The organism is Escherichia coli DSM 30083 = JCM 1649 = ATCC 11775, assembly GCF_003697165.2.
GTDB classification, from domain to species: domain Bacteria; phylum Pseudomonadota; class Gammaproteobacteria; order Enterobacterales; family Enterobacteriaceae; genus Escherichia; species Escherichia coli.
The window spans coordinates 4,498,925-4,510,832 of the sequence record NZ_CP033092.2 but is presented as its reverse complement, the minus strand read 5'-3'; the positions used below and the strand labels follow the sequence as shown (position 1 = coordinate 4,510,832).

The 11,908-nt window shown below is 52.1% G+C and carries 12 protein-coding genes; 10 read left to right on the top strand and 2 right to left on the bottom strand.

What is annotated here, in order from left to right; genetic code table 11:
- Positions 1-69 precede the first annotated feature (69 nt).
- The 4 genes from lamB to ubiA all read left to right on the top strand — a co-directional run bounded on the left by lamB (position 70) and on the right by ubiA (position 4,214).
- Positions 70-1,410: a maltoporin LamB gene (gene lamB / locus EAS44_RS23200; protein WP_000973666.1), complete on the top strand. Its 1,341-nt coding sequence runs from the start codon at positions 70-72 to the stop codon at positions 1,408-1,410.
- 322 nt (positions 1,411-1,732) lie between these two features.
- Positions 1,733-2,653: a maltose operon protein MalM gene (gene malM / locus EAS44_RS23195; RefSeq protein WP_001298285.1), complete on the top strand. Its 921-nt coding sequence runs from the start codon at positions 1,733-1,735 to the stop codon at positions 2,651-2,653.
- A 178-nt stretch (positions 2,654-2,831) separates the two neighbouring features.
- Positions 2,832-3,329, top strand: a complete 498-nt coding sequence (gene ubiC, locus EAS44_RS23190; protein WP_000019227.1) for a chorismate lyase — start codon at positions 2,832-2,834, stop codon at positions 3,327-3,329.
- A gap of 12 nt (positions 3,330-3,341) precedes the next feature.
- Entirely contained in the window at positions 3,342-4,214 is an 873-nt protein-coding gene (ubiA, locus tag EAS44_RS23185; RefSeq protein ID WP_000455225.1) for a 4-hydroxybenzoate octaprenyltransferase, read from the top strand.
- Between the two features lie 152 nt (positions 4,215-4,366).
- Here ubiA and plsB read toward each other — a convergent pair whose 3' ends face one another.
- Entirely contained in the window at positions 4,367-6,790 is a 2,424-nt protein-coding gene (gene plsB / locus EAS44_RS23180) for a glycerol-3-phosphate 1-O-acyltransferase PlsB (protein ID WP_000017354.1), read from the bottom strand.
- Positions 6,791-6,960: 170 nt separating this feature from the next.
- On the opposite strand from plsB, the gene dgkA reads away from it, so the two are divergent.
- The 4 genes from dgkA (at position 6,961) to yjbJ (ending at position 9,770) form a co-directional block, all read left to right on the top strand.
- Positions 6,961-7,329 (top strand): diacylglycerol kinase, encoded by a 369-nt coding sequence (gene dgkA, locus EAS44_RS23175; RefSeq protein ID WP_000002899.1) that lies wholly within the window; start codon positions 6,961-6,963, stop codon positions 7,327-7,329.
- Between the two features lie 109 nt (positions 7,330-7,438).
- Complete coding sequence (gene lexA / locus EAS44_RS23170; protein WP_000646078.1) at positions 7,439-8,047, top strand: transcriptional repressor LexA; 609 nt, start codon at positions 7,439-7,441, stop codon at positions 8,045-8,047.
- A gap of 72 nt (positions 8,048-8,119) precedes the next feature.
- A complete protein-coding gene (gene dinF, locus EAS44_RS23165) occupies positions 8,120-9,445 on the top strand; it encodes an MATE family efflux transporter DinF (RefSeq protein ID WP_001296637.1) in 1,326 nt (441 codons plus the stop codon).
- Positions 9,446-9,560: 115 nt separating this feature from the next.
- Positions 9,561-9,770 carry a CsbD family protein gene (gene yjbJ / locus EAS44_RS23160; protein WP_001296638.1) on the top strand — a complete coding sequence of 70 codons (210 nt, stop codon included), beginning with the start codon at positions 9,561-9,563 and terminating at the stop codon, positions 9,768-9,770.
- 41 nt (positions 9,771-9,811) lie between these two features.
- On the opposite strand, the gene zur is transcribed toward yjbJ, so the two are convergent.
- Positions 9,812-10,327 carry a zinc uptake transcriptional repressor Zur gene (gene zur, locus EAS44_RS23155; RefSeq protein WP_000416264.1) on the bottom strand — a complete coding sequence of 172 codons (516 nt, stop codon included), beginning with the start codon at positions 10,325-10,327 and terminating at the stop codon, positions 9,812-9,814.
- Positions 10,328-10,482: 155 nt separating this feature from the next.
- On the opposite strand from zur, the gene dusA reads away from it, so the two are divergent.
- Both dusA and pspG read left to right on the top strand, forming a co-directional pair.
- On the top strand, positions 10,483-11,478 hold the full coding sequence (gene dusA / locus EAS44_RS23150) for a tRNA dihydrouridine(20/20a) synthase DusA (protein WP_001110630.1): 996 nt from the start codon (positions 10,483-10,485) through the stop codon (positions 11,476-11,478).
- 133 nt (positions 11,479-11,611) lie between these two features.
- Positions 11,612-11,854: an envelope stress response protein PspG gene (pspG, locus tag EAS44_RS23145; RefSeq protein WP_000891396.1), complete on the top strand. Its 243-nt coding sequence runs from the start codon at positions 11,612-11,614 to the stop codon at positions 11,852-11,854.
- Positions 11,855-11,908 lie beyond the last annotated feature (54 nt).

The following is an 11,908-nucleotide window of genomic DNA, read 5'->3' as shown; positions in this document are numbered from 1 at the left end:
ACCCCACAAAACACACAAAGCCTGTCACAGGTGATGTGAAAAAAGAAAAGCAATGACTCAGGAGATAGAATGATGATTACTCTGCGCAAACTTCCTCTGGCGGTTGCCGTCGCAGCGGGCGTAATGTCTGCTCAGGCAATGGCTGTTGATTTCCACGGCTATGCACGTTCCGGTATTGGCTGGACAGGTAGCGGCGGCGAACAACAGTGTTTCCAGACTACCGGTGCTCAAAGTAAATACCGTCTTGGCAACGAATGTGAAACTTATGCTGAATTAAAATTGGGTCAGGAAGTGTGGAAAGAGGGCGATAAGAGCTTCTATTTCGACACTAACGTGGCCTATTCCGTCGCGCAACAGAATGACTGGGAAGCTACCGATCCGGCCTTCCGTGAAGCAAACGTGCAGGGTAAAAACCTGATCGAATGGCTGCCAGGCTCCACCATCTGGGCAGGTAAGCGCTTCTACCAACGTCATGACGTTCATATGATCGACTTCTACTACTGGGATATTTCTGGTCCTGGTGCCGGTCTGGAAAACATCGATGTTGGCTTCGGTAAACTCTCTCTGGCAGCAACCCGCTCCTCTGAAGCGGGTGGTTCTTCCTCTTTCGCCAGCAACAATATTTATGACTATACCAACGAAACCGCGAACGACGTTTTCGATGTGCGTTTAGCGCAGATGGAAATCAACCCGGGCGGCACATTAGAACTGGGTGTCGACTACGGTCGTGCCAACCTGCGTGATAACTATCGTCTGGTTGATGGCGCATCGAAAGACGGCTGGTTATTCACTGCTGAACATACTCAGAGTGTCCTGAAGGGCTTTAACAAGTTTGTTGTTCAGTACGCTACTGACTCGATGACCTCGCAGGGTAAAGGTCTGTCGCAGGGTTCTGGCGTCGCGTTTGATAACGAAAAATTTGCCTACAATATCAATAACAACGGTCACATGCTGCGTATCCTCGACCACGGTGCGATCTCCATGGGCGACAACTGGGACATGATGTACGTGGGTATGTACCAGGATATCAACTGGGATAACGACAACGGCACCAAGTGGTGGACCGTCGGTATTCGCCCGATGTACAAGTGGACGCCAATCATGAGCACCGTGATGGAAATCGGCTACGACAACGTCGAATCCCAGCGCACCGGCGACAAGAACAATCAGTACAAAATTACCCTTGCACAACAATGGCAGGCTGGCGACAGCATCTGGTCACGCCCGGCTATTCGTGTCTTCGCAACCTACGCCAAGTGGGATGAGAAATGGGGTTATGACTACACCGGTAGCTCTTCAACCAACCCATACTACGGCAAGGCTGTGTCGGCTGATTTCAACGGCGGTAGCTTCGGTCGTGGCGACAGCGACGAGTGGACCTTCGGTGCCCAGATGGAAATCTGGTGGTAATAGCAAAACCTGGGCCGGATAAGGTGCTTGCGCCGCATCCGGCAACCAATGCCTGATGCGACGCTGTTGCGTCTTATCAGGCCTACAACCGCTGCCGAAAGTAGGCCGGATAAGGTGCTTGCGCCGCATCCGGCAACCAATGCCTGATGCGACGCTGTTGCGTCTTATCAGGCCTACAACTGCTGCCGAAAGTAGGCCGGATAAGGCGTTTACGCCGCATCCGGCATAAAAACAGCTTTAAGGGGCGAAAGCCCCTCTGATTATCGGGTTTAGCGCGCTATTGCCTGGCTACCGCTGAGCTCCAGATTTTGAGGTGAAAACAATGAAAATGAATAAAAGTCTCATCGCTCTCTGTTTATCAGCAGGGTTGCTGGCAAGCGCACCTGGAATCAGTCTTGCCGATGTTAACTACGTACCGCAAAACACCAGCGACGCGCCAGCCATTCCATCTGCCGCGCTGCAACAACTCACCTGGACACCGGTCGATCAATCTAAAACCCAGACTACTCAACTGTCGACCGGCGGCCAACAACTGAATGTCCCTGGCATCAGTGGTCCGGTTGCTGCGTACAGCGTCCCGGCAAACATTGGTGAACTGACACTGACGCTGACCAGCGAAGTGAACAAACAAACCAGCGTATTTGCGCCGAATGTGCTGATTCTTGATCAGAACATGACTCCATCAGCCTTCTTCCCCAGCAGTTATTTCACCTACCAGGAACCCGGCGTGATGAGTGCAGATCGGCTGGAAGGCGTTATGCGCCTGACACCGGCGTTGGGGCAGCAAAAACTTTATGTTCTGGTCTTTACCACGGAAAAAGATCTCCAGCAGACGACTCAACTGCTCGACCCGGCTAAAGCCTATGCCAAAGGCGTCGGTAACTCGATCCCGGATATTCCCGATCCGGTTGCTCGTCATACCACCGATGGCTTACTGAAACTGAAAGTGAAAACGAACTCCAGCTCCAGCGTGTTGGTAGGACCACTATTTGGTTCTTCCGCTCCAGCTCCGGTTACGGTAGGCAACACGGCGGCACCAGCTGTGGCTGCACCCGCTCCGGCACCGGTGAAGAAAAGCGAGCCGATGCTCAACGACACGGAAAGTTATTTTAATACCGCGATCAAAAACGCTGTCGCGAAAGGTGATGTTGATAAGGCGTTAAAACTGCTTGATGAAGCTGAACGCCTGGGGTCGACATCTGCCCGTTCCACCTTTATCAGCAGTGTAAAAGGCAAGGGGTAATTACGCCCCACAGTGCTGATTTTGCAACAACTGGTGCGTCTCCTGGCGCACCTTTTTTTCTCCTCCTGTACTATTGTTGCGTTTTTGTTGCGCATTAGTTCACTTAATTTGCTTTACATCTCCCGTAAATATTTTTCTGCGATACAATGCCTTTACGTTATGTAACGGAGAGTTCGGCATGTCACACCCCGCGTTAACGCAACTGCGTGCGCTGCGCTATTTTACAGAGATCCCTGCCCTAGAGCCGCAACTGCTCGACTGGCTGTTGCTGGAAGATTCCATGACAAAACGTTTTGAACAGCAGGGAAAAACGGTGAGCGTGACGATGATCCGCGAAGGGTTTGTCGAGCAGAATGAAATCCCCGAAGAACTGCCACTGCTGCCGAAAGAGTCTCGTTACTGGTTACGTGAAATTTTGTTATGTGCCGATGGTGAACCGTGGCTTGCCGGTCGTACCGTCGTTCCTGTGTCAACGTTAAGCGGGCCGGAGCTGGCGTTACAAAAATTAGGTAAAACGCCGTTAGGACGCTATCTGTTCACATCATCGACATTAACCCGGGACTTTATTGAGATAGGCCGTGATGCCGGACTGTGGGGGCGACGTTCCCGCCTGCGATTAAGCGGTAAACCGCTGTTGCTAACAGAACTGTTTTTACCGGCGTCACCGTTGTACTAAGAGGAAAAAAATATGGAGTGGAGTCTGACGCAGAATAAGCTGCTGGCGTTTCATCGCTTAATGCGTACGGATAAGCCAATTGGCGCGTTACTGCTGCTCTGGCCAACATTATGGGCGTTGTGGGTGGCGACACCGGGCGTTCCCCAGCTCTGGATCCTGGCGGTGTTTGTCGCGGGCGTCTGGCTGATGCGCGCTGCTGGTTGTGTGGTGAATGATTATGCTGACCGCAAGTTTGATGGTCATGTTAAGCGCACGGCGAACCGACCACTTCCCAGCGGCGCGGTAACGGAGAAAGAGGCGCGCGCGCTGTTTGTAGTGCTGGTACTGATTTCATTTTTACTGGTGCTGACGCTGAATACGATGACTATTCTGTTGTCGATTGCCGCGCTGGCGCTGGCGTGGGTATACCCGTTTATGAAGCGGTATACCCATCTACCGCAAGTGGTGCTGGGCGCGGCGTTTGGCTGGTCGATTCCAATGGCTTTTGCCGCTGTGAGTGAGTCGGTGCCATTGAGTTGCTGGTTAATGTTCCTCGCCAATATTCTCTGGGCGGTGGCTTACGACACGCAGTATGCGATGGTTGACCGCGATGATGATGTGAAGATTGGCATTAAATCCACCGCAATCCTGTTCGGCCAATACGATAAATTGATTATTGGTATTTTTCAGATTGGCGTACTAGCGCTGATGGCGATCATCGGTGAGTTAAATGGCTTAGGCTGGGGATATTACTGGTCAATTCTGGTAGCTGGCGCGCTGTTTGTTTATCAACAAAAACTGATTGCCAACCGCGAGCGTGAAGCCTGCTTTAAAGCATTTATGAATAATAACTATGTTGGTCTGGTACTGTTTTTAGGGCTGGCAATGAGTTACTGGCATTTCTGATGATGTAAAAAAGCCGGATGATCATCCGGCTTTCTTCTGGGTTGCCTGATGCGCTGCGCTTCTCAGGCCTACAACATATCGCAATTTATTGAATTTGCAGATCATGGTAGGCCGAATAAGGCGTTTGCGTCGCATCCGGCAATTCTCACTGATTACCCTTCGCCCTGCGTCGCACTCTCAATCGTCAAACGCACGTCTGATGTAATCAACTCCGCCAGCAACTGATACACCTTCATCGTTTCTGCCGGTTCGGCGTCGCCGCTATCGCTGATATACCCTTCATCACGCAGTGTCAGCACCAGAGAACTGAACACCGCCTTGTCGAAGAACTCCGGCGCGTTGATACCGTGCAGCACGGAGAGACGTTGCGCGACGGTGCGGCTCTCTTTTTCCAGCGTACCGCGGTTGATCGACGGGTTGGCACTCAACAGCCAGAAGGTGATGGCATAACGTTGCAGCGTTTCGCGCGCGCCTGCGGCCAGCAGCTGTAGCGTGCGAGAATGCGCCGGGTTGATATGCAACTCATCATCTTGCAGGGTAATCAGCCCCTGACGTTGCATCTCATTTGCCAGCGCATCAATAACGTCCGGTAACTCGTCGCGATCCCAGCGCAGGAACAGCTCCGCTTTCAGCATTGGGTAAAGCACATTGACGTGCTCCATCAATACGTCGCGGGAGATGTGGCGATGCTGGGTGACAATTGCCGCCATCAGCGAAGGCAGCACCAACATATGTGCAATGTTGTTGCGATAGTAGGTCATCAGCACCGCTTGCTCGCGCGGCAGAATGATGATGTCGCCGATAGTGTCTTTCTCAACTTCAAACTTGTTCATTTGCAGCGCGTGATCGATAAGCTCGCTGGCGCTGGCTGAAGGAACGGTAGAGTCCGTGGAGTAAGGCACGTTGCGCATCAGATCCAGGTAGCAGTTGAGTTGCTCGGTTAACTGCTCGCGGGTGAGTGAGCGCTGACGTGACGCCAGAAGCGCAGTACAGCACAGGTTCATGGCGTTTGCCGCGCCTGCGTTGTTAATGCGTACCATCAGATCGGCAGCAATATTATTGACCGTCGGCGTTAACCAGGCCGGACGCACCGCTTCGATGGGATCGATAGATTCACGCCAGTCTGGTACGTGCTGGTTAAGGTAGGTCATCAACGGCATTGGTTCACCGAAGTTGACGTAACCCTGACCGAGATTACGCAGCTTGCTTAAACCACGCAGCATCTGCGGCAGGCTCTCTTTCTCTTTCGTCGCACCGCGCAGTTCTTTGGCGTAAGTACCCACTTCCATGACGTGCTCATAACCGATATAGATCGGAATCAGCGTAATCGGACGAGTGCCGCCACGCAGCATCGCCTGAATGGTCATCGATAGCGTACCGGTTTTCGGATCCAGCAAACGCCCCGTACGGGAACGACCGCCTTCCACGAAATACTCGACGGAATAACCACGGCTGAACAGTTCGCCGAGATACTCACGGAAAACGGTGGAATAAAGTTTATTGCCTTTAAACGTACGGCGAATAAAGAACGCCCCCAGACGGCGGAAAATCGGCCCGGCCGGCCAGAAGTTCAGGTTGATCCCGGCGGCGATATGCGGCGGCACCAGCCCCTGGTGATACAGCACGTAAGAAAGCAGCAGGTAGTCCATGTGACTGCGGTGGCAAGGCACATACACTAGCTCATGGCCGTCGTGGGCCAGCTGGCGAACGCGCTCGGCGTTATGGACGTTGATACCCTGGTAAAGTCGGTTCCAGGTGAAGCCCAGAATGCGGTCAGTCAGGCGGATCATCTCGTAAGAGAAATTCGCCGCAATCTCTTCCATCAGCGCAATCGCGTTCTGCTGCGCTTTTTCATGGGAGATTTTTTTGCTGCGCGCTTCATCTTCTACCGCTTTCGCAATGGCGCGGGAGGCGAGCAGCTTATTAAACAGATCCTGACGAGCAGGCAGACGTGGACCCACGGCAGCCAGGCGTTGACGGGCAAAGTGCATACGCGCCACGCGCGCCAGTTTCTGAGCGATAGTTTTATCCGTGCCGTGTTCATCCGCCATACGGCGCAGCGAAACTGACGGCGAGAAACGCACAAAACTGTCGCGACCGAGCCACAGTACAGCGAAAAATTTCTGTACACCGTTAAGCATACGCAGCGGCGGGTTCACTTCGCCTTTTTCACGCCCCGGCGCGCGACCAAACATCACCGATACTGGCACCATCTGCACATCCAGATTTGGGTTGCTGCGGTGCAAATCGAGATAGTCGTGGAACAGCTTAATAGACTCTTCTTTCGGCGTGTAATAGGTGAACACACGCGGCCCGCCGTGAATGAACACATAGCGCGGCAGTAGCGTGCCGTCGATTTCCAGCGGCTCTAACGGGTCAGGCAGGTCATGTGCCAGACACTGGGCGCGCAACGTCAGCAAGTCAGCTTTCGAGTTGTACGGTAAAACGTACATAATTGGACGAGAGGTATCCAGCCCCAGTTCCGGGGCAGGATCCGCCGGAATAGACTTGCTTTTTACCAGGATGCTTAATGGTAAATTCAGTAATTTGTAGTAAATTCGTGGCCAGCCGGACATAAACGATGTAAAGCCTCTGGTTAATAATGCAAATGCGCGGCAAGGATAGCAGAAAGTCATGGGAAATTCTGTGGTATCCGCTCATGTTTCGCGCGGCGTTACGCAAACCCGAATCATCGGATTTAACGGTACACTGATATTGACGCTCATAATGTAAAAAGGTTCTTTCAATGGCCAATAATACCACTGGATTCATCCGAATTATTAAAGCTGCTGGCTATTCCTGGAAAGGTTTACGCGCTGCATGGATCAACGAAGCGGCATTCCGTCAGGAAGGCGTAGCGGTATTGTTAGCGGTGGTTATCGCCTGCTGGCTGGATGTGGACGCGATTACCCGCGTGCTGCTTATCAGCTCCGTGATGCTGGTGATGATTGTGGAAATTCTCAATAGCGCCATCGAAGCTGTGGTTGACCGAATTGGCTCTGAATACCATGAGCTTTCCGGACGCGCTAAAGATATGGGATCCGCCGCAGTGCTGATTGCCATTATCGTCGCCGTGATTACCTGGTGCATCCTGTTATGGTCGCATTTTGGATAACCCTTCCAGATTTCGATAAATCTCTGGTTTATTGTGCAGTTTATGGTTCCAAAATCGCCTTTTGCTGTATATACTCACAGCATAACTGTATATACACCCAGGGGGCGGAATGAAAGCGTTAACGGCCAGGCAACAAGAGGTGTTTGATCTCATCCGTGATCACATCAGCCAGACAGGTATGCCGCCGACGCGTGCGGAAATCGCGCAGCGTTTGGGGTTCCGTTCCCCAAACGCGGCTGAAGAACATCTGAAGGCGCTGGCACGCAAAGGCGTTATTGAAATTGTTTCCGGCGCATCACGCGGGATTCGTTTATTGCAGGAAGAGGAAGAAGGGTTGCCGCTGGTAGGTCGTGTGGCTGCCGGTGAACCGCTTCTGGCGCAACAGCATATTGAAGGTCATTATCAGGTCGATCCTTCCTTGTTCAAGCCGAATGCTGATTTCCTGCTGCGTGTCAGCGGGATGTCGATGAAAGATATCGGCATTATGGATGGCGATTTGCTGGCAGTGCATAAAACTCAGGATGTACGTAACGGTCAGGTCGTTGTCGCACGTATTGATGACGAAGTTACCGTTAAACGCCTGAAAAAACAGGGCAATAAAGTCGAACTGTTGCCAGAAAACAGCGAGTTTAAACCAATTGTCGTTGACCTTCGTCAGCAGAGCTTCACCATTGAGGGGCTGGCGGTTGGGGTTATTCGCAACGGCGACTGGCTGTAACATATCTCTGAGACCGCGATGCCGCCTGGCGTCGCGGTTTGTTTTTCATCTCTCTTCATCAGGCTTGTCTGCATGGCATTCCTCACTTCATCTGATAAAGCACTCTGGCATCTCGCCTTACCCATGATTTTCTCCAATATCACCGTTCCGTTGCTGGGACTGGTCGATACGGCGGTAATTGGTCATCTTGATAGTCCGGTTTATTTAGGCGGCGTGGCGGTTGGTGCAACGGCGACCAGCTTTCTCTTTATGTTGTTGCTGTTTTTACGCATGAGCACCACCGGGCTGACTGCACAGGCTTATGGTGCCAAAAATCCTCAGGCATTAGCCCGTGCGCTGGTGCAACCGTTGCTGTTGGCGTTGGGGGCCGGGGCGTTAATTGCGCTGCTGCGTACGCCGATTATCGATCTGGCGCTGCATATTGTTGGTGGTAGTGAAGCAGTCCTGGAACAGGCGCGACGCTTTCTTGAAATCCGCTGGTTAAGCGCACCGGCGTCGCTGGCGAATCTGGTATTACTTGGCTGGTTACTCGGCGTGCAATATGCCCGTGCGCCAGTAATTTTGTTAGTGGTCGGCAATATCCTCAACATTGTGCTGGATGTCTGGCTGGTGATGGGGCTGCATATGAACGTGCAGGGCGCGGCTCTGGCGACGGTTATTGCGGAATATGCAACATTGCTGATTGGTCTGCTAATGGTGCGTAAAATTCTCAAACTACGCGGAATCTCCGGCGAAATGCTGAAAACAGCCTGGCGAGGAAACTTCCGTCACTTGCTGGCGCTTAACCGCGATATCATGCTGCGCTCGCTGTTGCTGCAACTCTGTTTCGGCGCGATCACTGTACTTGGCGCGCGACTGGGGAGTGACATTATCGCTGTTAACGCAGTTCTGATGACGCTACTCACCTTTACCGCCTATGCGCTGGATGGTTTTGCCTACGCGGTTGAAGCACATTCCGGTCAGGCATACGGTGCGCGCGACGGTAGTCAATTGCTGGATGTCTGGCGGGCAGCGTGCCGCCAGTCGGGGATCGTAGCGTTACTGTTTTCGGTGGTTTATTTGCTGGCAGGGGAACACATCATTGCGTTGCTGACGTCGTTAACCCAGATTCAGCAGCTGGCTGACCGCTATCTTATCTGGCAGGTGATTTTGCCGTTGGTCGGCGTCTGGTGTTATCTGCTGGACGGCATGTTTATAGGCGCAACGCGTGCCGCCGAAATGCGTAACAGTATGGCGGTGGCCGCCGCAGGTTTTGCACTGACGCTCCTTACGCTGCCGTGGCTGGGGAATCATGGTTTGTGGCTGGCGTTAACCGTCTTTCTGGCGTTACGCGGGCTTTCTCTGGCGGCTATCTGGCGGCGTCACTGGCGTAACGATACCTGGTTTGTCGCAACGTGACGGTTAAAAATTCTGAATAAATAATCCTAAGCCAAATTGCTGACTACACTTAATCTCACGTTCAGAAGAAAAGTGAACGTACTCTCATTCACAACCTAACGATGAGGTCTTGATTATGAATAAAGATGAAGCCGGCGGTAACTGGAAACAGTTTAAAGGTAAAGTGAAAGAGCAATGGGGCAAACTGACCGATGATGATATGACGATCATTGAAGGAAAACGTGATCAGTTAGTGGGTAAAATCCAGGAACGCTACGGTTATCAGAAAGATCAGGCAGAAAAAGAGGTTGATAGTTGGGAAAAACGCCATGATTACCGCTGGTAATTAATCCCTCCTGCCCGACATGTACAAGGATGTACACCCTTTTAGCGAGGTTTCTTTTTCACCTGAATAGAGTGGTCATGATGGCACTGTTCGGGATGACGACACGCTTCTACTTCTACACATGCTGAACATAATCCATGTGCTTCAATAACATTATGCCGCAGGGCAAAACCCATTTTTGCCGCCAGCGTATGCATGATGTCTTCCACGCCTTCAGCACATTCTTCTTTCACCGCGCCGCAGCGATCGCAAATAAACATGGCTGAAGTATGGGTGGGCTGATCGAACAGATGACAGAGCACATAACTGTTGGTGGATTCCACCTTATGCACAAAACCTTGTTCAAGCAGAAACTCCAGCGCGCGATAAACCGTTGGCGGCTTGGCTTGCGGTTCAGCTTCGCGCAGCAAATCAAGCAGATCATAAGCGCTGATAGCGCCATCCTGCAGACTCATCAGGCGCAACACTTCGAGACGCTGTGGGGTCAGGCGCACATTACGCTGTGCGCAGATTTTTTCAGCCTGCGCTAATAACTCCTGCGTTGTGGTCTTTTCCATTGGGCACCTCGACAGTGGGGTTAAGAATGCCCTTACTTTACCATAGTTCTCGCTTAAACGCCGAGAACAGGGTGTCATGGCTGTCATATTGCCTGATCGCATATTCGTTATGCTATAGTAGCGCCCCCAATTTACCAGATGCTTAAAAAGTCGCCATGCCAGCAGAATCACACACTGTTTATCCCGCTTACCGTTTCTCGATTGCCCCGATGCTTGACTGGACGGACAGACATTGCCGTTATTTCTTGCGTCTGCTTTCCCGCAATACGTTGCTGTATACCGAAATGGTGACCACAGGGGCGATTATTCACGGTAAAGGTGATTACCTGGCGTACAGTGAAGAAGAACATCCGGTAGCGTTGCAACTCGGGGGTAGCGATCCGGCGGCGCTGGCACAGTGTGCGAAGCTGGCAGAAGCGCGTGGATACGATGAGATCAACCTGAATGTCGGCTGCCCGTCTGACCGGGTGCAGAACGGCATGTTTGGTGCGTGTCTGATGGGTAATGCGCAGCTGGTTGCCGACTGCGTGAAAGCGATGCGCGATGTGGTGTCGATTCCGGTGACGGTGAAAACGCGTATTGGCATCGATGATCAGGACAGCTATGAATTTCTCTGCGATTTCATCAACACCGTTTCCGGCAAAGGTGAGTGTGAGATGTTCATCATCCACGCACGTAAAGCCTGGCTTTCTGGGTTAAGTCCGAAAGAAAACCGTGAGATCCCGCCTCTCGATTATCCGCGTGTGTATCAACTGAAGCGTGACTTTCCGCATCTGACGATGTCGATTAACGGTGGTATCAAGTCGCTGGAAGAAGCTAAAGCGCATTTGCAACATATGGATGGCGTGATGGTCGGGCGCGAGGCGTATCAGAATCCGGGGATTCTGGCGGCGGTAGACCGAGAGATTTTTGGTTCCTCGGATACCGATGCCGATCCGGTGGCGGTAGTGCGCGCCATGTATCCGTACATTGAGCGTGAACTCAGCCAGGGTACGTATCTCGGCCATATTACCCGGCATATGCTGGGCTTGTTCCAGGGTATTCCTGGCGCGCGGCAGTGGCGGCGTTATTTAAGTGAAAATGCCCATAAAGCGGGTGCAGACATTAATGTGCTGGAACACGCGCTCAAACTGGTGGCGGATAAGCGTTAACTTTTCACCAAAAAGTAGTCAAATTCACCACGCCCTGCGCCCCGTCGCGGGGCGTTTTGCTGTTAAATCAATAGATTATTTTTGGCATGATTCTTGTAATGCCAGCAAGAGATTTCATATTTGGGAGAGCATCATGCTGGAACTACTTTTTGTAATTGGCTTTTTTGTCATGCTGATGGTCACCGGTGTTTCGTTGCTGGGTATTATCGCCGCGCTGATTGTGGCGACGGCCTTTATGTTCCTCGGCGGTATGCTGGCATTGATGATTAAGTTGCTGCCGTGGCTGCTGTTGGCGGTTGCGGTGGTGTGGGTGATCAGGGCGATAAAAGCACCAAAAGTGCCGAAATATCAGCGTTATGACCGCTGGCGTTACTAAGGGATTGTGCGGATGATCACAACCTAAGGTTTTATCCTTAGAACAAAATAGGAA

Excerpts from the sequence above, each read along its gene's own strand:
- lamB (WP_000973666.1), top strand. The coding sequence starts at position 70 with ATGATGATTACTCTGCGCAAACTTCCTCTGGCGGTTGCCGTCGCAGCG.
- malM (WP_001298285.1), top strand. The coding sequence starts at position 1,733 with ATGAAAATGAATAAAAGTCTCATCGCTCTCTGTTTATCAGCAGGGTTG.
- ubiC (WP_000019227.1), top strand. The coding sequence starts at position 2,832 with ATGTCACACCCCGCGTTAACGCAACTGCGTGCGCTGCGCTATTTTACA.
- ubiA (WP_000455225.1), top strand. The coding sequence starts at position 3,342 with ATGGAGTGGAGTCTGACGCAGAATAAGCTGCTGGCGTTTCATCGCTTA.
- plsB (WP_000017354.1), bottom strand. The coding sequence starts at position 6,790 with ATGTCCGGCTGGCCACGAATTTACTACAAATTACTGAATTTACCATTA.
- dgkA (WP_000002899.1), top strand. The coding sequence starts at position 6,961 with ATGGCCAATAATACCACTGGATTCATCCGAATTATTAAAGCTGCTGGC.
- lexA (WP_000646078.1), top strand. The coding sequence starts at position 7,439 with ATGAAAGCGTTAACGGCCAGGCAACAAGAGGTGTTTGATCTCATCCGT.
- dinF (WP_001296637.1), top strand. The coding sequence starts at position 8,120 with ATGGCATTCCTCACTTCATCTGATAAAGCACTCTGGCATCTCGCCTTA.
- yjbJ (WP_001296638.1), top strand. The coding sequence starts at position 9,561 with ATGAATAAAGATGAAGCCGGCGGTAACTGGAAACAGTTTAAAGGTAAA.
- zur (WP_000416264.1), bottom strand. The coding sequence starts at position 10,327 with ATGGAAAAGACCACAACGCAGGAGTTATTAGCGCAGGCTGAAAAAATC.
- dusA (WP_001110630.1), top strand. The coding sequence starts at position 10,483 with ATGCCAGCAGAATCACACACTGTTTATCCCGCTTACCGTTTCTCGATT.
- pspG (WP_000891396.1), top strand. The coding sequence starts at position 11,612 with ATGCTGGAACTACTTTTTGTAATTGGCTTTTTTGTCATGCTGATGGTC.